The sequence below is a fragment of the Psychrobacter sp. GW64-MNA-CIBAN-0177 genome (genome assembly GCF_040309585.1).
GTDB classification, from domain to species: domain Bacteria; phylum Pseudomonadota; class Gammaproteobacteria; order Pseudomonadales; family Moraxellaceae; genus Psychrobacter; species Psychrobacter okhotskensis.
Genome location: NZ_JBEOOY010000020.1, coordinates 14,656 through 36,961, shown reverse-complemented (window position 1 = coordinate 36,961; position 22,306 = coordinate 14,656). Strand labels below are relative to the sequence as shown.

At 44.4% G+C, this 22,306-nt stretch carries 13 protein-coding genes; 12 read left to right on the top strand and 1 reads right to left on the bottom strand.

Annotation, left to right across the window (positions count from 1 at the left end; genetic code table 11):
* The first annotated feature begins 99 nt into the window (after positions 1–99).
* The 4 genes from rplL (at position 100) to AAEY79_RS11465 (ending at position 10,615) form a co-directional block, all read left to right on the top strand.
* A complete protein-coding gene (rplL, locus tag AAEY79_RS11480; protein WP_057761722.1) occupies positions 100–471 on the top strand; it encodes a 50S ribosomal protein L7/L12 in 372 nt (123 codons plus the stop codon).
* A gap of 876 nt (positions 472–1,347) precedes the next feature.
* Positions 1,348–5,466, top strand: a complete 4,119-nt coding sequence (rpoB, locus tag AAEY79_RS11475; RefSeq protein WP_352288427.1) for a DNA-directed RNA polymerase subunit beta — start codon at positions 1,348–1,350, stop codon at positions 5,464–5,466.
* 188 nt (positions 5,467–5,654) lie between these two features.
* Positions 5,655–9,872, top strand: a complete 4,218-nt coding sequence (gene rpoC, locus AAEY79_RS11470; RefSeq protein WP_025652247.1) for a DNA-directed RNA polymerase subunit beta' — start codon at positions 5,655–5,657, stop codon at positions 9,870–9,872.
* Positions 9,873–10,087: 215 nt separating this feature from the next.
* Complete coding sequence (locus AAEY79_RS11465) at positions 10,088–10,615, top strand: DUF6586 family protein (RefSeq protein WP_025652248.1); 528 nt, start codon at positions 10,088–10,090, stop codon at positions 10,613–10,615.
* Between the two features lie 141 nt (positions 10,616–10,756).
* Here the strand turns inward: AAEY79_RS11465 and AAEY79_RS11460 are convergent, their stop codons facing one another.
* Entirely contained in the window at positions 10,757–13,450 is a 2,694-nt protein-coding gene (locus AAEY79_RS11460; protein ID WP_352288424.1) for a transglycosylase domain-containing protein, read from the bottom strand.
* Between the two features lie 193 nt (positions 13,451–13,643).
* Between AAEY79_RS11460 and pilM the strand changes: the two genes are divergently transcribed.
* The 8 genes from pilM (at position 13,644) to AAEY79_RS11420 (ending at position 22,278) form a co-directional block, all read left to right on the top strand.
* The gene (gene pilM, locus AAEY79_RS11455; protein WP_352288422.1) at positions 13,644–14,699 is read left to right on the top strand and encodes a type IV pilus assembly protein PilM; all 1,056 of its coding nucleotides are present in this window, start codon (positions 13,644–13,646) and stop codon (positions 14,697–14,699) included.
* Positions 14,699–15,358 (top strand): PilN domain-containing protein, encoded by a 660-nt coding sequence (locus AAEY79_RS11450; RefSeq protein WP_025652251.1) that lies wholly within the window; start codon positions 14,699–14,701, stop codon positions 15,356–15,358. The genes pilM and AAEY79_RS11450 overlap by 1 nt, the downstream gene beginning before the upstream one ends.
* Complete coding sequence (locus AAEY79_RS11445; protein WP_173238724.1) at positions 15,355–16,086, top strand: type 4a pilus biogenesis protein PilO; 732 nt, start codon at positions 15,355–15,357, stop codon at positions 16,084–16,086. Before AAEY79_RS11450 ends, AAEY79_RS11445 begins: the two co-directional genes overlap by 4 nt.
* Positions 16,086–16,619 (top strand): pilus assembly protein PilP, encoded by a 534-nt coding sequence (locus AAEY79_RS11440; protein ID WP_173238725.1) that lies wholly within the window; start codon positions 16,086–16,088, stop codon positions 16,617–16,619. Before AAEY79_RS11445 ends, AAEY79_RS11440 begins: the two co-directional genes overlap by 1 nt.
* A gap of 27 nt (positions 16,620–16,646) precedes the next feature.
* A complete protein-coding gene (locus tag AAEY79_RS11435) occupies positions 16,647–19,007 on the top strand; it encodes a type IV pilus secretin PilQ family protein (protein WP_352288419.1) in 2,361 nt (786 codons plus the stop codon).
* Between the two features lie 281 nt (positions 19,008–19,288).
* Positions 19,289–19,849, top strand: a complete 561-nt coding sequence (gene aroK, locus AAEY79_RS11430) for a shikimate kinase AroK (protein ID WP_101212195.1) — start codon at positions 19,289–19,291, stop codon at positions 19,847–19,849.
* A gap of 81 nt (positions 19,850–19,930) precedes the next feature.
* On the top strand, positions 19,931–21,070 hold the full coding sequence (gene aroB / locus AAEY79_RS11425; protein ID WP_101212196.1) for a 3-dehydroquinate synthase: 1,140 nt from the start codon (positions 19,931–19,933) through the stop codon (positions 21,068–21,070).
* Positions 21,071–21,183: 113 nt separating this feature from the next.
* Positions 21,184–22,278, top strand: coding sequence for a hypothetical protein (locus tag AAEY79_RS11420; RefSeq protein WP_025652257.1), 1,095 nt, complete (start codon positions 21,184–21,186; stop codon positions 22,276–22,278).
* Positions 22,279–22,306: the final 28 nt, after the last annotated feature.

Genomic DNA, 22,306 nt, shown 5'->3' with positions numbered 1-22,306 from the left:
TAACATCGCTAATTTTGGTTGAATTTTATTGCCACATTCGGCAATCAATCAAAGCGATATTAGAATCAATTAATTTTTATCAGATAACGGAGAGTTCTCATGGCACTATCTAAAGATGACGTGTTAAATGCAATCGCTGAAATGTCAGTAATGGATATCGTTGAATTAATCAGCGACATGGAAGAAAAATTCGGCGTAACAGCTGCTGTTGCTGCTGCACCTGCTGCTGCTGGTCCTGCTGCTGCTGCTGCTGAAGAAAAAGACGAATTTGACGTAGTTCTTGCTAGCTTTGGCGAGAAGAAAGTTGGCGTAATTAAAGCCGTACGTGAAGCAACTGGTCTTGGCCTAAAAGAAGCGAAAGATTTGGTTGAAAGCGCTCCAGCTCCAATCAAAGAAGGCGCATCTAAAGCTGAAGCTGAAGAGTTGAAAAAGAAACTTGAAGAAGCTGGTGCAACTGTTGAACTAAAATAAGCTGAGCTTATCTTAGTGTTGTACAAAAAAAGCTGGTAATGCCTTGCATTGCCAGCTTTTTTTTATTATAATTCGTAGCTTGACCTTTTGTGTCTGCCAACAGTCGTATGCAACATCACGGTGGATACCCATCAAAAGGACAGACGATAGCTATGCAAATAAACACAGTGCAAGCACACATACCAGTTTTTGAAATCAGTTAATATCAGCTAAACGTCCATAGATGTTTGGCATTTTTTTGTGTCTGCATGCTTTCCCATTAACACTATAGTTTATACTGATTCTAAAAGTTATAGCTACCCCAATTATTAATCCTGAAAAGCTGTTGATCTTAGGTTGTCCATTTAGCATGGTTTTACTGTCAGTAGGTAGGCTCATAGACGGTAGATATTAGCGACGATATTGATTTTGATAGCAAGTGGTTTAGCATGACTCGAATAGAAGTTATTTCTTCTCAAGAATATTGGTAAATTTGGCCTTTTAGGCAATTGAATATAGATTGGCTGATATTGAAATTGTCGTTCTAAGGCATCATATAGAGTGGCTTAGATACCGATTATAAGATTAGAGCAACTTGTGAGATTAAAGGCAGTTATAAGATTGAATACAGTGTCATAGATACCGATTATAAGATTAGAGCAACTTGTGAGATTAAAGGCAGTTATAAGATTGAATACAGTGTCATAGTGACGCACTGCTGAAGCACATACCACTGTATCACCTGTACTAATGGATAAACAGTCACTAGCTAAGTATTAACACCCGTTTTATATTATCGTTTACGTTGTCAAGTTTGCATAATATTAATATTAAATAGTATTGATGCAAGCTGGCCACGCTTTCAATTCGTTTCCACGTTTACTGTAAGGACTCTCGATGGCATATTCTTATACTGAAAAAAAGCGTATTCGCAAAAGTTTTGCTGAATTGCCCACTGTGATGGACATTCCCTATTTGCTGTCTATTCAAGTAGATTCCTACGAGCAATTTTTGCAAGAGCATAAAAAACCAAAAGCTCGTGAGAATAGTGGCTTGCAAGCTGCGTATTCCTCTATTTTCCCAATTGAGAGTCACTCTGGTAACGCAGAGCTACAATTCGTTGAATATTACTTAGGTACACCTGAATTTGACGAGCGTGAGTGTATCCTGCGTGGCTCAACGTTTGCAGCGCCTATGCGTGTCAAAATCCGTCTGATTATCAAAGATAAAGACAGCAAAGACAAAGACAGCAAAGCGGCAATCAAAGATATCCGTGAGCAAAGCGTCTATATGGGCGAGATGCCTTTGATGACCCAAAATGGTACCTTTATTATTAATGGTACTGAGCGAGTTATCGTGTCTCAGCTGCATCGCTCTCCTGGCGTTTTCTTTGATCATGATAAAGGTAAGTCACATTCAAGCGGTAAAGTGCTATATAACGCCCGTATTATCCCTTACCGTGGTTCATGGCTTGACTTTGAATTCGATGCCAAAGATCTAGTCTTTGCTCATATTGACCGTCGTCGTAAGCTATTAGCGTCTATTATTCTTCGTGCATTGGGTTTGAGTACCTCTGAAATCTTAGATTTGTTCTTTGATAAAGTAGCCGTTTATAAGGGCGAAGAGCAGTTTGAGATTGATCTGGTTGCTGACCGCTTACGTGGTGAGATGGCACAGTTCGACATCGTATCACCTGAAGGTGAGGTTATTGTAGAGCAAGGCAAGCGTATCAACGCCCGCCGTATCCGTCAGCTTGAAGAAGCGGGTATGACTAAAATCTCTATCCCTGATGAGTACTTATATGAGCGTATCTTGGCCGAAGACATCGTCGTTAACGATGAAGTTATTGCCAAAGCCAATACGTTAATTGACCATGAATTATTGGTTAAATTAAGCGCGTTTGAAGCCAGTGAGTCTATCAAAGAGTTCAGCATTCTGTTCACCAATGATATCGATCAAGGCAGTTATATTGCCGATACGCTACGTGCAGATAGCACCTCAAGCCGTGAAGAAGCATTGATTGAGATCTATAAAGTCATGCGTCCAGGTGAGCCACCAACGGTTGAGACCGCTGAGAAGCTATTTGATAGTATGTTCTTTAACGCTGATCGTTATGATTTATCTAATGTCGGTCGTATGAAGTTCAACCGCCGTCTTGGTCTTGATTTTGTAGATACCGATGATGCTGATATTCAGCGTGAACGTAGCGTATTAACCAATGCCGATATCGTTAACGTCCTAAAAGAATTGATTGAAATTCGTAATGGTCGCGGCGAAGTCGATGATATTGACCATCTAGGTAACCGCCGTATTCGTTCAGTAGGCGAAATGGCAGAAAACCAATTCCGTGTTGGTTTAGTACGTGTTGAGCGTGCGGTCAAAGAGCGTTTAAGCTCGGCGGAATCTGATAACTTGTCGCCACAAGATTTGATTAACTCAAAGCCAGTAGCGGCTGCGGTAAAAGAATTCTTTGGTTCAAGTCAGTTGTCACAGTTTATGGATCAGAATAACCCGTTGTCAGAAGTGACCCATAAACGTCGCGTATCTGCATTAGGGCCCGGTGGTCTGACCCGTGAACGTGCAGGCTTTGAAGTACGTGACGTACATGATACCCATTATGGCCGTGTATGTCCGATTGAGACTCCTGAAGGTCCAAACATTGGTTTGATTAACTCATTAGCGACCTTTGCAAAGACCAACAGCTTTGGCTTCTTAGAAACGCCTTATCGCCGTGTGGTTGATGGTAAAGTAACGGACGTTATTGAGTATCTATCAGCGATTGAAGAAGTAGGTACGGTCATTGCACAGGCTGATTCACCAGTAACCGCAGAAGGCGCATTATCTGATGAAATGGTCAGTGTGCGTAGCTACGGTGAATTCGTCCGCATGCCGCCAGAAAAAGTGACGCATATGGATGTGTCGCCAAGTCAGGTCGTATCGGTCGCAGCAGGTTTGATTCCGTTCCTAGAGCATGATGATGCTAACCGTGCCTTGATGGGTTCGAACATGCAGCGTCAGGCTGTTCCTACGCTACGTGCTGATAAGCCGTTAGTAGGTACGGGTATGGAGCGTCACGTTGCGCGTGATTCTGGTGTTTGTGTCATCGCTAAGCGTGGCGGTGTGATCGAAGACGTTGATGCCTCACGTGTCGTTGTTCGTGTGAATGAAGATGAGATGATCGCTGGCGAAGCCGGTATTGATATCTATAACCTCGTTAAATACACGCGCTCAAACCAAAACACGTGTATCAACCAACGCGTCATCGTCAACCAAGGTGATGCTATTGCTGTAGGTGATATCTTAGCTGATGGTCCTTCTACGGATCTTGGTGAGCTTGCATTGGGTCAGAACATTCGCATCGCATTTATGCCGTGGAATGGTTACAACTTCGAAGATTCGATCTTGTTATCTGAAAAAGTGGTAAAAGAAGATCGTTTCACCACGATTCATATTCAAGAATTGACGTGTGTGGCACGTGATACCAAGCTTGGCACAGAAGAGATCACTGCGGATATTCCAAACGTTGGTGAAGCGGCGCTATCAAGTCTTGATGAAGCTGGTATCGTTTATATCGGTGCTGAAGTGGACGCTGGTGATATTTTAGTTGGTAAAGTCACGCCAAAAGGTGAGACGCAACTGACGCCAGAAGAGAAATTACTACGGGCTATCTTTGGTGAAAAAGCGGCTGATGTGAAAGACACCTCATTGCGTGTTCCAACATCAAGCAAAGGTACGGTCATCGACGTACAGGTCTTTACCCGTGATGGCGTCGAAAAAGATGCGCGCGCAAGAGCGATTGAAAAATCGCAGCTTGATAGCTATCGTAAAGATTTAAAAGAAGAGCTACGTATCTTTGAAGAAGCAGCACGTGGTCGTATTGGTAATCTATTAGATGGCCAAAAAGTCAGTGGTGGTTCGGGTCTAAAAGCCGGTACGGTTATGGCATTGGCTGATATGAAAGACATGAGCCTTGAGACCTTGCTTGATATCCAGCCGGTTGAAGAAGAAATCTCTGAGCGTCTCACGCAGATTGCCGATTACTTAGTCGATAAGCAAAAAGATATCGATGTTAAATTTGCTGAGAAAAAACGCAAATTGACCGCTGGTGACGACTTGCAACATGGCGTACAAAAAATTGTTAAGGTATATCTAGCGGTTAAGCGTCGTATTCAGCCTGGTGATAAGATGGCTGGTCGTCATGGTAACAAAGGTGTTGTATCGCGCATTATGCCGGTTGAAGACATGCCTTATGACGAGCATGGCAACACAGTTGACATTGTACTGAACCCACTTGGTGTTCCATCGCGTATGAACATCGGTCAGGTGCTAGAGACGCATTTGGGTATGGCGGCGAAAGGTTTGGGTGAGAAGATTGATGGCATGCTGAAAGCACAAGCTGCGATGAAAGACTTACGTGAATTCTTAGACCAAATTTATAACAAAGTGGGCGGCGAGCAAGTCGATCTTGATAGCTTGTCTGACGACGATATCATGGCATTGGCAGACAACTTGCGTGGCGGTGTACCGATGGGCACAGCAGTATTTGATGGTGCGCATGAGCATCAAGTCAAAGACTTGCTAGAGCTTGCTGGTCTAGCTAGAAACGGTCAGCAGACATTGTATGATGGTCGTACCGGTCAGAAGTTTGATCGTCAAGTAACGGTCGGTTATATGTATATGCTGAAACTTAACCATTTGGTTGATGACAAAATGCATGCACGTTCTACCGGTTCTTACTCACTAGTAACGCAGCAGCCACTCGGTGGTAAAGCACAGTTTGGTGGTCAGCGCTTCGGTGAGATGGAAGTTTGGGCACTAGAAGCATATGGCGCGACTTATACCTTGCAAGAAATGCTAACGGTGAAGTCGGATGACGTTGAAGGCCGTACCCGTATGTACAAAAACATCGTCGATGGTGAGCAATATATGGATCCAGGTATGCCTGAATCGTTTAACGTCTTGACCAAAGAAATCAAATCACTGGGTATCAATATTGAGTTAAAGCAAACCCATTAAGCACGGCTGACAGAAGCTACCTTTAACATAGCTTTAGTTAATTATTATTCTTAGTGGTCAATCTAGAAGCAGTACGCGGATAGCTGCTGCTTTTAGTGATTTGTCTCAACCCTATTCATTGCCTTCATTCATCTTATTTGCGTCAATAGCACGCCATCAGATGATTATAAAGATAACGGAGAAGCAACTTGAAAGATTTACTCGATATCATGCAAAGCCCTACCGGCAACGGTAATCAAGAGTTTGATAGCATCCAAATTACGTTGGCCTCACCTGATGTGATCAAGTCATGGTCGCATGGTGAAGTGAAAAAGCCTGAAACCATTAACTATCGTACATTTAAACCTGAGCGTGATGGTCTCTTTTGTGCCAAAATATTTGGCCCAGTAAAAGACTTTGAATGTCTATGTGGTAAGTACAAACGCCGTAAATTCCAAGGCGTTATCTGTGAAAAATGTGGCGTTGAAGTCACGACCGCCAAAGTTCGTCGCGACCGCATGGGTCATATCGACCTAGCCAGTCCTGTGGCGCATATTTGGTTCTTAAAATCATTACCAAGCCGCATCGGTCTATTGTTAGACATGACGCTGCGTGATATTGAGCGTGTGCTTTATTTTGAAAGCTATATTGTCACAGAACCTGGTCTGACTTCTCTAGAGAAGTATCAATTGCTTGATGATGAAGATTATTACAGAGCACTTGAAGAGTTTGGTGATGAGTTCACAGCCAAAATGGGTGCAGAAGCCGTTCAAGACCTATTAAAAGACATCGATTTAGATTTAGAAATCGATGAGCTGCGTGAAGCGATTCCACAAACAGGTTCTGAAACTAAGCTTAAAAAGATGTCTAAGCGTCTTAAGCTATTAGAAGCATTCCGTGATTCTAATAACAAGCCTGAGTGGATGGTAATGAATATCTTACCAGTCTTACCACCAGACTTGCGCCCGCTAGTACCACTAGAAGGCGGCCGTTTTGCGACATCAGATCTAAACGATTTATATCGCCGCGTCATCAACCGTAATAACCGTCTTAAGCGTCTATTAGAGCTAAGCGCCCCTGATATCATCGTGCGTAACGAAAAACGTATGTTGCAAGAATCAGTCGATGCGCTACTCGATAATGGTCGTCGCGGTCGTGCGATTACCGGTAGTAATAAGCGTCCATTGAAATCTTTGGCAGATATGATCAAAGGTAAGCAAGGTCGTTTCCGTCAAAACTTATTGGGTAAGCGTGTCGATTATTCTGGCCGTTCGGTCATCGTTGTCGGCCCTACGCTACGTCTACATCAGTGTGGTCTACCGAAGAAGATGGCACTTGAGCTATTCAAGCCATTTACTTATAACAAACTATTGTCTCATGGTTTGGCAACGACGATTAAAGCTGCTAAAAAGATGGTTGAGCGTGAAGAACCGCAAGTGTGGGATATGTTGGCCATGGTTATCCGTGAGCATCCAGTGCTCTTGAACCGTGCACCAACGCTTCACCGTTTGGGTCTACAAGCGTTCGAGCCAGTACTAATCGAAGGTAAAGCCATCCAGCTGCATCCACTCGTTTGTACCGCATTCAACGCCGATTTCGATGGTGACCAAATGGCAGTTCACGTGCCATTGACGCTAGAAGCTCAGCTTGAGTCACGTGCTTTGATGATGTCGACCAACAATATCTTGTCGCCTGCGAACGGTGATCCAATCATCGTACCGTCACAGGATGTGGTACTTGGTTTGTATTATATTAGCCGTTCATCAGTAAATGCCAAAGGCGAAGGCATGATTTTTGCCACGGTCAATGAAGCATTGCGTGCGATTGGCTCAAACGATTTACATGTGAACGCCAAAATTAAAGTTCGTGTGACTGAAACGCATTTTGATGAAGAAGGCAACGAGACCAAAGAGATCAGTATCAAAGACACGGTTGCTGGCCGTTTGCTTATCTGGAACATCATGCCTAAAGGTATGACGTTTGATGAGTGTAACCAAGAGATGACGAAGAAAAACATCTCTAAATTGATCAACTCTTGCTATCGTAAAGTAGGTGTTAAAGACAGTGTTATGTTTGCTGACCAATTGATGTATCTAGGTTTTGCGCAAGCAACGCTATCTGGTGTGTCTATCGGTTTGGATGACATGGTTATTCCGCCAAGCAAAAAGCAAATTATCGAAGTTGCTGAAGGCGAAGTGCGCGAGATTGAAGATCAGTTCGAGCAAGGTTTTGTGACCGCTGGTGAGCGTTATAACAAAGTGGTCGACATCTGGTCACGTACCAATGACAAAGTCGCGAAAGCGATGATGGATAACTTGGCAACGGATAAAGTGATCAACGCCCAAGGTGAAGAAGAAGAGCAGAAGTCATTTAACTCTATCTTTATCATGTCAGATTCGGGTGCTCGTGGTAGTGCGGCGCAGATTCGTCAGTTGGCTGGTATGCGTGGTCTGATGGCGAAACCAGATGGCTCAATTATTGAGACCCCGATTAAAGCCAACTTCCGTGAAGGTTTGACCGTACTTCAGTACTTTATCTCTACGCATGGTGCGCGTAAAGGTCTAGCAGATACCGCATTGAAAACCGCTAACTCGGGTTACCTGACTCGTCGTTTGGTTGATGTGGCACAAGATTTGGTCATTACCAGTGATGACTGTGGTACTGAGCAAGGCTTGCTCATGAAGCCGCATATTCAAGGTGGTGAGATCATCGAGAAACTCGGTGAGCTAGTACTTGGTCGTGTGACGGCTCGTGATGTGACGTATAACGATGATGCCGATAAGGTATTAATTCCAGCGGGTACGTTGATCGATGAGCATTGGGTCAATGTGCTTGACGAAAACGCAATCGATGATATCTGGGTACGCTCAGTTATTACCTGTGATATCGAACATGGCGTTTGTTCACAGTGTTATGGTCGTGACCTTGCCCGTGGTCATAAAGTCAATATCGGCGAGTCTGTCGGTGTTATGGCGGCGCAGTCTATCGGTGAGCCAGGTACTCAGTTAACCATGCGTACGTTCCACGTGGGCGGGGCAGCAAGCTCAGCATCAGTGGACAACAGCATCTCTGTACGTAATGCTGGTCAAGCGCATTTCGAAAACATGAAAACGGTTCAGCATACAGACGGTCACCTAGTTATCGTATCGCGTTCTGCTGAAATTGCGTTGACCGATGAACTTGGTCGTGAGCGTGAGCGTTATAAAGTTCCTTATGGTTCAAGCGTTCTTGTCAAACACGAAGATCAGGTCGAAGGTGGTCAAACCATCGCTAAATGGGATCCGCACACGCATCCAATTATCACTGAATTCGCAGGTACTGCACGCTTCAGTGATATCACTGATGGTATGACGGCGACTGTGAAGGTTGATGATGCGACGGGTATGAGCTCATTTGAGATTCTAGCCACTCGTGACCGTTCAAGCTCAGCCAAAGACTTACGTCCAGCGATTATCTTGAACACTGACGAAGGTAAAGAAGTGGTTTACTTCTTACCTGCTGAAACCATCATTCGCGTGAGCGACGGTGAAAAAGTAGCAGCGGGATCGATTCTAGGCCGTGTACCGCAAGCGTCTTCAGGTACTAAAGACATTACCGGTGGTCTACCACGTGTTGCTGACTTGTTCGAAGCACGGCGTCCAAAAGACCATGCGATTATGGCTGAAATGAGTGGTGTGGTTAGCTTCGGTAAAGAAACCAAAGGTAAAAACCGCTTCATTATCACCAATGAAGATGGTGAGGTTCATGAAGAGCTGATCCCGAAATGGCGTCAAATTAACGTCTTCGAAAATGAAACAGTTGCTCGTGGTGAAGTTATCGCTGATGGTCCACAAAACCCGCACGATATCTTACGTCTGAAAGGTCAAACGGCGCTTGCTGATTATATCGTAAACGAAGTACAGGACGTTTATCGCTTGCAGGGTGTAAAAATTAACGATAAGCACATCGAAGTTATTATTCGTCAGATGCTACGTAAAGTTGAAATTACTGATGGCGGCGATTCAAGTCACTTCAAAGGTGATCAGGTCGAGTACGCTGATATCAAAGCATTGAATGCCAAACTAGAAGCGGAAGATAAATTCCCAGTACAGTTTGAGCGTCAATTACTGGGTATCACTAAAGCCAGCTTGGCAACGGAAAGCTTTATCTCAGCAGCATCATTCCAGGAGACTACTCGTGTCCTAACAGCTGCTGCCGTCACTGGTAAAGTCGATGAGTTACGTGGTCTGAAAGAAAACGTTGTTGTTGGTCGTTTGATACCTGCTGGTACTGGTCTTGCTTATCATAAAGCACGCAAAGAGAAAGCAGATCAGAAGCTACAAGACAAAGACTTAAATGCAGCGTTTGACATGACAGCAAGCACTGATAGTAAAGACTTTGCTAGCTTTGACGAAGCCTTTGCTCAAGAGCTAAATCAAGACAACTAAGCGTCTGCTGTTAACTTTTGAATAAAAATAAAAAAGCCAGCCCAGTCGCTGGCTTTTTTATGCGTTGAAATATAGAAGCATCAGAGAAAAGCAAATACTTGAAAGTCATATAATGAAAATAAATTTTTTCAGAAATATCTCTTAGAAAATAGTAAACTGGAAAAATAGCGTATTCTTTGTGAATACTGACCCTCTAACACAAGGATAATTAAAGCATGGCAGGTAAAACGCGCGTTGCCAAATATCAAGCAGATCGAACCAACCAAAAGCTGTATTTTTGTCGTCTATCTTGCCAAGCGGCAGGAAGTACCAACGATAAGCAGTTATACCAAGCACACTGTGAGACTGCTATTTTTCATTTATACGGCAGTTTTTTAGCCTTTATCCAAGAGCTTGGTCATTTTTATAGCCTAAATATGACTGCCCCAACCTTGGCAGATATCGAGCAAGCGCTGAGCGAACGTACCCAAGTGTCGCCTGAAATTCAACGCTTGCAGCAGTTACAACAACATGGCTTTTTGGCCAATGTAGAGCGGGCTTACCAACGTTGCCTGTATGCCGTATTACCCGATAATTCGACAGCTGAAAATGTTAATACGGTTGAGATAGAACCAAAAGATCTTATCGTCAATGTCGTTACTTTATCGAACCAATGGTTACCAGATGAGGCAACCATACGTGAATGGCGCCAACAGTTTCTTGAGCTGATTGAGCAGTTGCGTGCTGGTATGGTTGAGTTTTAGCAAGGTAGGACTTAACTGATTTTATAAGCAAAGTTTTAAAAGAACAGCTTTGAGAGCATGGTTTTAAAATAAAAAAAGACTGGCTCAGTGATTGCTGAACCAGCCTTTTAACGTTAAATAGCCATTATCATGACAAAGGTTTTACTCTGGCATGGGCGGCATACGCTCCACAGGAGTGACCGACAGCGGGTTTTGTGGCACGCTATCATTGTTACTATTATTTGGTTTTGCCACGGGCGCACGCTCTGCTTCTTCAACCGGCTCAGGTTCTGGTGCCTTACGTTGCTGCGCTTTGGTCTTGACAGGTTTGTTGGCTGAAGTACTGACATCAGTATCCTCGTCTTCGCTAGCAATAGTGCCATCATCCGTCATTTCTATAATTTGTTGTTTTTGCTTTTTAGATTTGGCACGGTTATTAACGGAGACCCATTGATTGGGTACACCTTTAAGCTGGGCTCTCATAAAGTCCATCCACACAGGTAATGCTGCCACACCACCATACTCACGGCGACCAAGGGTCGATGGTTGATCAAAACCCATCCATACGACGGTCGCGTTGGTCGGATGGAATCCGGCAAACCAAGCATCTTTCGCATCGTTAGTCGTACCGGTCTTACCACCGATATCGTTGCGTCCTAAGGCTTTTGCCCGAACGGCTGTACCGCGTTGTACCACATCACGTAAGATATCAGCCATATCATAAGCCACTCTTGGCTTTAAAATACGTGGTGCTTGCGTTGCCATAACGTACTGCACAACAGGCGCTTTTAAGCGATCTGAAGCTGGACTTGCATCATAAACATTTAAATCAAGCGCCTTTTCATCTTTTACCGTATTGTCACTATTTTCTGCATTTAGCTCAGCAGCTGATCCATTCTCTGATGCTTTGTCTTTAGTGTTAGCCTTTTCCTGTTTTTTAGCAGCAAGCGCTTCATTCTCTTTTTCTATTTTTGCCTGATAATCTTCAAGCAGCTTTTTATTAGCATCTTCCAGTTGTTCGTTAAAGCATAAAGCACAAGCTTGCTGCGGATTGGCTTGGAATAATAGCTTGTTGTCATAATTATAGATTTGTTCGATAAAGTAAGGCTGAATGCGATGACCGCCATTAGCGAAGGTAGAGTAGGCGGTTGCCATTTGTAATGGTGTTGCTTGTCCTGCACCCAATGCCAGCGATAAGGTCGTCGGTAGCTTTTCTTTATCAAGACCAAATTCATCTAATAGGTTACGGGCGTCAGAGATACCAATCGCCTGTAATAAGCGAATGGATACCAAGTTGCGTGATAGATATAAGCCACGGCGTAAGGTGATGTCACCTAAGAAACGTTGATCGGAGTTTTTAGGTTTCCAATCGCCTACTTGAATGGGTCGATCCGAGACAATGCTGTCTGGACGGTAGCCTTTTTCTAAAGCAGTGGTATAGACCAGCGGCTTAATCGTTGAGCCCGGTTGACGCCACCCTTGCAGAGCGCGGTTGAATTTGCTGTGGTTAAAGTCAAAACCACCGACCAAGGCATTAACTGCACCCGTTTCAGGATTTAACGAAACCAAACTGCCTTGCACCTTAGGTACTTGCGCCAGTTGCCAATTACCATTAGTTGTCGGTATCAGACGAACGATGTCATTTTTATTAACAATTTGTCCGGCGTTACTCGGATAATAACCAATACGATTGGCTGAAAAATATTTGCGTGCCCAGCTCATGCCTGACCAGTTAACGGTCACGCTTTCACCTGATGGCATGGTTGCCTCGAAACTACGCGAATTAACCTTGGTAACTTTGGCAGGGGACATGTTGCTGTAACGACGGAAATTCTCAAGTGGCTCATCATTGGCTTCCGCACCGCGCCAGCCATGACGATGATCATAAGCTACTAGACCTGTCAGCACGGCAGCTTCTGCATCGGTCTGGGCTTTGCTATCAACGGTAACACGTACACGCCAACCACCGTTCATGACTTGCTCGCCATAACGATCAACCAAAGTGGAACGAGTCATTTCTGCCAAATAGGGCATATTAACGTCTAGTTTTTCTTGGTATAAATTGATACCTACTGGTGAGCTTACCGCTTCATCGTGTTGCGCTTTACTAATATATCCCAGTTCAAGCATACGGCCAACGATCCAGTTACGGCGAGTAAGGGCGCGTTTAGGGTTGGCAACAGGATTGTATTTAGAAGGGGCTTTTGGCAGACCTGCTAACATTGCCATCTCAGCAATAGAAAGATTGTCTAGTGATTTACTATAATATTTTTTGGCAGCGGCACGAATTCCATAAGCACCTTCACCGAGGTAAATTTTATTGACATAAAGGGTCAAAATATCGTTTTTACTTAGCTCGTCTTCAATCTTACGAGCCAAAAATAATTCCGTCAATTTACGATTTAAGGTACGCTCTGGGCTTAAAAAATAATTTTTGGCAACCTGCATGGTAATGGTGGAACCACCAGTTTGGCTATCATCGTCAGTCACCACTTCAGTGACTGCACGACCAAGACCTTTAATACTGATACCGCTGTGCTGGAAAAAGGCGGCGTCTTCTGCTGCTAAAAAAGCATGAGTGAGATCTTCAGGAATTTCATCAAAAGTAACCGGTAAGGAAAGACGATTACCATACTGGCCAATTAATTTATCATCACGGCTATATATCTGTAAGGGCATCTCTAAGTTGGCAATTTTGATTTCTTGAGTACTAGGTAGGGTAGGTGACAAATACATCGCCATACCATAGAAGCCAATGGGCACAGCAAGCGCTAAGATAACAGCTAGCGCCAAGCAAGCAATAAAAAGCCCCACCAAAAAGTGAATGAGACGAACGGTAGCATTTTTTTTGGTCATAATAAGACTTATCAATTAAAATTTGCAACAGATAAGCCATTATACCTTGAACAAAATAGGCAGGTCATAATAAATGTGTAAGTTGACCTTAATAACTTATTTAAATGCTTGAATCTATCTGGTAAGTAAAGTATTGTACTAAATTATTACAAATAACTATCAGATTGTACACTTAATATAAGGTATAGAGTTTGTGAGGCTATTTACTTCCAAAAGTCAACATTTGATTGGCATAGATATCTGTGCTACTTCAGTCAAATTGGTTGACATACAGCGCCAACAAGGGATGTATCATCTGAAATCCTATGGTATTGAAAGACTACCGGAGGGCGTAGTCGTTGACAAACTTATTGTAGATACTGAGGCAGTAGGTAATATTATAGCTGGCTTGGCACGACGCTGTCAGGTAGCTGGCAGCAATGCTGCTGCTGCAGTCTCAGGCTCAGCCGTGATCACCAAAATCATTGATATGGATATGGTACTAAGCGATGTCGAGCGCGAAGCTCAAATCCGTTTGGATGCTGATCAATATGTCCCTTATCCTTTAGAGGATGTCAATTTAGATTTTGAAGTGTTGGGTCCATCTTTGATAAATGATGAGATGGTGCAAGTGCTACTTGCTGCCTCGCGCTCAGAAAATGTTGATCAAAGGGTAGACGCTTTAACTTTTGGTGGTTTGCAAGCCAAGGTGATGGATATTGAAACGCATGCCATTGAACGCGCTTTTGGTCTGATGGCAGATAACCTACCAAACATGCCAGAATTGGTCGCTTTAGTAGATATTGGCCATAATCAAACTACTTTATATATTGCCAAAAATGGCGAATTTATCTATAGCCGTGAGCAGTTGTTTGGTGGTACGCAGCTCACAGAGGCGATACAAAATCGCTATGGACTATCAGCTGAAGAAGCAAATATCAGCAAACGTGAACGTACCTTGCCAGATGACTACTATGCTGATGTGTTGACTCCTTTTATAGAAAATACCATCCAACAAATCACCCGCTCCCTACAGTTTTACTTTTCCTCGAGCCAATACAGCAGTATTGATCATATCGTGCTCGCCGGTGGTAGTAGCTCTATTGCCGGTCTTGCTGGTATGGCGCAACAAAAACTGGGTGTGACGGTCAGTATCGCCAATCCATTTACCAATATGACCATTGCGCCGCACATTGATAATGAGCAGTTGGTCATTGATGCACCGAGTTTAATGGCCGCGTGCGGTCTTGCGTTGAGGAGCTTCGACTAATGGCTCGTATTAATCTATTGCCCTGGCGGCAAGAAGAGCGCGAACGTCGTAACAAAGAATTTCTTACCCTAGTAGTGGCGGTAACTTTACTCGCCTTGTTAGCAGCGTTCGCTTCGTGGAGCTATTTTAATAATGAGCTTGATGAACAACGCAATGCCAATGCCCTGATTGAGCAAGAGAACGCCCGCTTAGACAAAGCGTTGACTGAAATTGATAGCCTAGAGCAACGCCGCGAAGATATCATATCGCGTATGCAGGTGATTCAAGATTTGCAAGGTAGACGTCCCGTCCCTGTACGCCTGTGGGATGATTTGGCCAAAGCCATTCCTCCTGCGCTTTATCTAAATAATCTAAAACGTGAAGGTGACACCCTTACCTTGACAGGTCTTGCGGACAATCCAAATGTCGTATCAAGTTTGATTCGTAATCTTGATAGCAGCAAATGGATGGGCAATTCAGCGGTCAGTAATATTCAGCAAAATATCAGCGCTTATGCACCAGCACCTGCGCTCAATGAAACGGTTACGACTGGTGAACAGCCACGCCCTGTTTATCCTGAAGACAGTTATGTGCAGTTTGTCGTAACGACCAAGGTACAATCAGAGACGGCGGTACCTGCAGATGCTAATGCAACTACTGGGCTTGGAGGTGAGTTATGAAACTTAGCCGTAAAAAAAGCCTAATTAAAACCAAAAAGACGGCTGTCAATCCTAAAAAACAGTTTGACTTGAATGAGTTTCGCCGCAGTTTTGAGTCTTTAGATTCTGAAAACTACGGCAGCTGGCCTCTTCCAGTAAAGATAACGGTGATTGGATTTATTGTTGCTCTGATAGCCGCGCTATCGTGGGCGCTACCGATTAGCAGCAAAATTGATGAGATTACTGCAGCTGAAAGTCAGCAGCAAACCTTACTTGACAGCTACCGTGAAAAAGAATCACGGGCGCGTCATTTAAAGGCTTATCAAGCACAGGTTGTCCAGATGGAAACGGAGTTTAACACCTTACTTGACCAACTGCCAAAAGACACGCGTGTGTCAGAGCTGGTAGAGGGTATCAATATGACGGGCGTTGGCAGTAATATACGTTTCCAAGATATTTCTGTAGAGCCTGAAATTGAAAATGAGTTCTTTATTGAGCAGCCTATTCGCATTGCAGCGTTAGGGGAATATCATCAGTTTGGTAGCTTTCTCAGTGGACTTGCTGCTTTACCACGTATTATTACCATGCACGATTTTGAAGTCAGTAATCCACAACCTACTTTGGATGTGTTGCCGGAGCTGAATTTGGTATTACAAACCAAAACCTATCGCTCAAAAGAGGCGGCACCTGAAGGTGAAGAAGCCGTCGCGACTGATGCTGCTACAACTGATGCTGCAGGAGGCAACTAATGACTATTCAAAAATTGCCCATGCTACTGATTTTAAGCACCGCTGTTTTATCAATGACAGGTTGTAGTGACCGTATTGGTATGGCAGAGCAAGCGATGACAGATATTCGCAATCAGCCCGCGCAGCCTATCGAGCCACCGCCAAAAGCTGAACTGGTAGAAGATTTTGTCTATAGTGCCAGTACGCAGCGCAGCCCGTTTTTGCCACCAAGCTTAGTCAATGTACAAGGTCCTAGTACCTCTATCGATGGCGTACGCCCTGATATCACTAGAGTCAAAGAACCACTTGAGCAATATGAGCTGTCACAGCTGACTTTTCGCGGCGTCGTAATTTCGCCTGAAGGTCAGCAATATGCACTCGTACAACGTCCTGATGGTTCAGTGGCTAGTGTGAGAGTAGGTGATTATCTTGGATTAAATGACGGCCGTATTGTTGAAATCACGCCGACCCAAATTAATTTGATTGAAATTGTGCCAGACAGTCGCGCCGGGTTTATTGAAAAGCCCCAGTCGTTGGTCTCCCCTATAAGTTAAGTCGGCAGATTTTTTGAGGAATAAATAATGACAGTACGCAACAACAAGGTAATGATGATGAGCAACCGCGTCTCTTCTGCTTTTGCCATCTCTGCATTGGCAATCAGCATGGTAGCAGTTAATAGCAGCGCCCATGCCGCCCAGCGCATCAATAATGTGTCTGTGGTACAGACTGCACCCGCAGTGACACAAATGCGTTTAGGCTTTGCAGGCTTGCCAGTATTACCTGCCGCTTACCAGCTGGATGATCCTAGCCGTTTGGTATTGGATTTTGAGCAAGTACAAAACGGACTTGCCAGTCGTTTTAACGAATACAATATCGGTATGGTCAATGATGTTACGACGTTAAGTAGTGACAGTACCACGCGTCTGATTGTTGGGCTTAAACAAGCGGGCAACTATACGACGGCGATTGACGGCAATGATCTGCTGTTGACCCTGACCGATCCCAGTCGCCCAGTCATTACCAATGACCCGATCCAAGACGTACTCAATGACAACAATGCCATTACCACGACGGCAGTAGTCACACCGATTGTAGAAACCAGTAGTGTACCCGTTGCCCCAGTTAGAACAACGGCAACTAGCCCGACCGTGATCAATAACCAAGCGCCAACGGATACGATGGTCGTACGCGTAAATCCACTATTAAATCCACAGCTTGCTGCCTCTCAAGTTAGCAAGCAGTATAGCTATGACGGCTTGACGGCTGTAAATTTTTCGGCAGGAAATAACGGCGGCGGCAACGTCAGTATTGCACTTGCCAATGAAGCGATTCCGGTGGATGTGCAGCGCCAAGGTAACAAGCTGGTCGTACGCCTAACGGGTAGCACGGTGCCTAGAAACCTATTACGTCGCTTGAATATTAATAGTGGTCTCGTGAGTAGTATCGATACCAAAAACCAAGGTCAAAATGGCGTTATCACCATTAGCATGACTGAGGATTATGAGTATCAAGCTTACCAATCGGGTAACCAGTTAAACGTGAGTATCAGTAAGCCTGAGCTACTAAGAGAGCCAACCCTAGAAGAAAGAGTCTATAGTGGTGAAGCGCTATCTATGGAGTTCCAAGACGTGGAAATTCGTAGCGTCTTAGATATTTTAGCGCAGTTCACTGATATGAATATCGTCGCTAGTGATTCGGTGGCGGGTAACATCACTTTGCGCCTGATCAATGTGCCTTGGGATCAAGCGCTTGATATTATTCTAAAAAGTAAAAATCTGGGCAAACGTGAGAATGGTAGGGTGATCTTAGTCGCGCCTGCTACGGAACTTGCTGAACAAGAAGCGCGTGAGCTTGAAGCGCAGCAAGCGGTTGAATCTTATGCACCACTCCGCACCGAATATATTCGCTTAAGCTACGCAAAAGCGCAAGATGTGTTAACCCTTATCTCGAAAGGTCGTGGCTCATCTGGTGGCAGCAATACTGGCAACGCCAATTCCAGTGCCAATAATACCTTATTATCTAATCGTGGAACGGTCACGGTTGACGAACGTACTAATACTCTGATTATCAAAGATGTGGCGGATAGTATCGAAAATATCCATAAGCTTATCAGCAAAATTGATATACCGGTTCGTCAAGTGATGATTGAAGCGCGTATCGTTAGTGCGACTGATAGCTTTAGTAAAGAGATTGGTGTTCGTTGGGGCATCCTATCGAATGGCGCGGCGAATAACCGTAGCCTACTGGTCGGTGGTAGTAATCAGACTTTGGCAGATTTGAAGGATTTTGATATTGAAACGACGACAGTTAACGGTCAAACGGTTTCCTATCCTTCTTACGATATCAGCCGTCCTGATAACTTAAACGTTGACTTAGGCGTTGCCAATCCAGCGGGTAGTATCGCTTTTGGTTTGCTGAGTATGTCCGATGTGATGCTAGATCTTGAGTTGTCAGCCTTGCAAGCCGACAACCGTGGTGAGGTCATTTCAACACCGAAGATTTTGACAGCGGACAAGCAAACGGCCAAGGTATCATCGGGTACGCAGATTCCTTATCAAGAAGCATCGGCCAGTGGCGCAACCACGACCAGCTTTAAAGAAGCGGCACTAAGCTTAGAAGCGACACCGAACATTACGCCCGATGGTAAAATTGGTTTGCAACTGGTTATTACCAATGGCACGCCAACGATTATTAATAATCAGGTAGCGATCGCTGAAGATTCAATCTCGACTAACGTTATCGTTGAAGACGGTCAAACCATCGTACTAGGCGGTGTCTTTAAAAACCGTACTACCAATGGTGTGGACAAAGTACCTTTCTTAGGTGACTTGCCCTACGTCGGTCGCGCATTCCGTCGTGACGTCCGTAGCAACTCTAAAGAAGAGCTACTAATATTTGTCACGCCAAAGCTGATTAACGATGGTGTTAGCCGTTTAAATTAATAATCTTACTGTTGATTATCAATCGAAAAAAGCAAGCCTTAGTGCTTGCTTTTTTTATGGGTGGATTTAGACATCTATCGATTGAATCGAGAGTACTCCTTAATATCATTCCCAAAAATCAAAGTAGTAAGGAAAACAGATACAAGTACTATATTTAATAGACTAAGCAAATTTGACAACGCCAATCGCATTTTTTGATTTGGTATAACAATATTAACGGCTCATTACTAGCCAGAATATCAATGACGTTGTATCATACCTAATTTAGCTGAGTGAGTACTATGATGGAGGAATTACCGTCGGTGTTTTTAGTGGGACCGATGGGAGCGGGGAAGACCACCATTGGTCGATTGCTTGCCAAACAATTGGGGCGGACGTTTGTAGATAGTGATTGGTATATCGAGTCGCAAACCGGCGCTGATATTGCTTGGATATTCGCTAAAGAAGGCGAAGCGGGCTTTCGTGAGCGTGAGACACGTGCCATCGATGAGCTGAGCCAACAACAGCAGATAGTATTGGCAACGGGTGGTGGTGCCGTTATGTCTGCTGAAAACCGCGAGTTTTTAAAGCAGCGCGGTATCGTGGTTTATCTTAATGCGCCAGTCGATGTACAAATGGCACGCACGGCGAAAGATAAGTCGCGACCTTTACTACAACAGCCCAACCCTAGAAAAATCTTGCAAGATTTATACAGCACCCGCGACCCATTATATCGGCAAGTGGCTCATATCATCATGCCTACCGGTCATACTTATCCTCGTCATATGGTCAGTCAATTATTACAGCAACTCGAATCGTTCTATTGCACGCCTTCTATAACGCCAGAATCTAAAGAAGATTGATGGCAAAAAATAATAGAACATAAATATAATGATACTCAGTCAACTAACGTTCCCTCATTAAAAATGCTCAAGGAGACTTTCATGGCAACGCCACTGTTTCATGATGGCTTAACCGTACACACGCACAGTCATGATTATCCTATTGTCATTACTGAACAAAGTAGCACTGAGCAAAACAGCACTGAGCAAAGCGCTATGGCTCAGCAAATCATGCCCTATATTACTGGTCGGCAAGTATTAATTGTCACCAACGAGACGATTGCACCGCTTTACTTGGCAGCGCTAGAGGCACCATTGGCAAAGCAGTTCATCGTGAAGGTATGTATACTCCCAGATGGCGAACAATATAAGAATCAGACGAGCATTAACCAGATTTATGATGCGCTCATGGCCGAGCATTTCAATCGGGATGTGACATTGATTGCTCTCGGCGGCGGTGTCATTGGTGATATGACTGGGTTTGCAGCAGCCAGTTTTATGCGCGGTGTCAACTTTATCCAAATTCCAACCACACTATTATCACAAGTGGATTCAAGCGTTGGCGGCAAAACAGGCATCAATCACGCACAAGGCAAAAACATGATCGGGGCTTTTTGGCAGCCGCAAATGGTGCTTGCTGAGATGAGTACATTAAAAACCTTGCCAGCGCGTGAGCTATCAGCAGGTCTTGCAGAGGTCATTAAATACGCACTTATTATGGATGCGGAATTTTTAACGTGGCTTGAGCACAATTTACCAGCGATGATGGCGTTAGATTTGGCAGTACTTGGCGAGGCGGTCAAACGCTGCTGTCAATACAAAGCCGATGTCGTGGCGCAAGATGAAAGAGAGTCGGGTGTACGGGCGCTATTAAATTTCGGTCATACTTTTGGTCATGTGATCGAAACCCACGAAGGCTATGGTAATTGGCTGCATGGTGAGGCGGTTGCCGTTGGTATGGTACAAGCAGCCGAGCTGTCTCAAAAAATTGGCTGGTTAACGAGCGAAGACGTGGCTCGTATTAAACGCGTTTTGACATTGGCCAATTTACCTATCACTCCACCTGCTATTGATGTTCAGACGGCTTTAGACTTGATGGGGCATGATAAAAAAGTGAAACACGGACAAATCCGCCTTATTTTGTTAAAATCACTGGGTGACGCGGTATTAACCAATGATTTCGATGCTGAGCTTCTTACTGACGTATTGTCACAGCACAGCTCATCAGAACGTCAAATTTAGTGATATCACTAAACCCTTGCAAGCGAACCATTGCAATGGAGCTGTTAGTCACTACTGTATTGGCATGAGCACAGGTTTAAAGCGTTTAACTCTATTTCACCAAGGACATCCTCATGGCAGCATCTAGCTCGTCGACTCGTAACGCTGGCCAATCATATCGCCGTCAAGCACTGATTTGGTTGTTGGTGACCCTGTTGCTAGGCGTCGTCACCGCTTTGGTTTGGATGTTTAGTCAAACGCCAGCGATGGGTGCCAAGATTGAAAATGCGCCGATATCTGCGCCGCAAACAACGAGCACCGAACTTGAGCAGCCATTGGCCATTGAATCATTGCATGAGCTGGATACGGACGTGCAGCCGATCAATTTTGATGCGACCGTTCGTGATTTGCGCAGTTATCCTGATGAGTTTAAAGACAAGCGTTATCTGCTGGCTAACAAAGGCAAATGGACTGTACAGGTCATGAATGTTGCGGAAAACGAGGTGATCGTCAGTTATTTAGAAGGTCGGGAAGACCGTGCGAAATTTTCCTACTTTCGCTACCTTGATGACAACAATCAAGTCCGTTATATGCTGACTTATGGTTTGATGAGCAGCCCGCAAGAGGCCGTTGGTGCTGCCAAATTGATTGACTTTAGGCTGCCGGCCAATGTGCGTGTCTTACCTGAAGAGATCAATCGCTACGTCAGTATCATCGACAATTATGAGCGCCCTGATCCGGTGAAAGACTTGAGTGCGAGACGCACGCGCTCTGTAAATTTGCGCCCGACCAAACGTGAAGTGCCAGTCCGTCAGAAAGTGCAAGCTAATGATAGTGATGGTGCTAATGAGCAAGCAGCAAGCAATAATACCAGTCGTAGTGGTCAAGAAGCGGCTAACAATAGTAATGATGAAAGCATTCGTCAATCGGTCGATACCTCTGCGACCCTATCGGTCAATGAAGAGCGTACCGTCGGCAATGAAGAGCAAACACTGACCGCTCCGAGCGCTAAAAACGATGATACTCGTAAGCCTGAGCAAGCTGCCAAAAAACCTACAATTGATAATAGCACGCTAAAAAAACCGCCGGTTGTACCAACGCCTAAGCCGCCAAGTTCGACTAATAGTACAAATAATGGCTCGAATGCCGCTAATAAAAACAGCAATAGTAGTGCGCCTAAAGCCAATAATGACAGTATAAAAGAGCTGATCGAAGAAAAAAGCAATTAATTTTTGGTTAGTGCTATGCCCTAAAAAA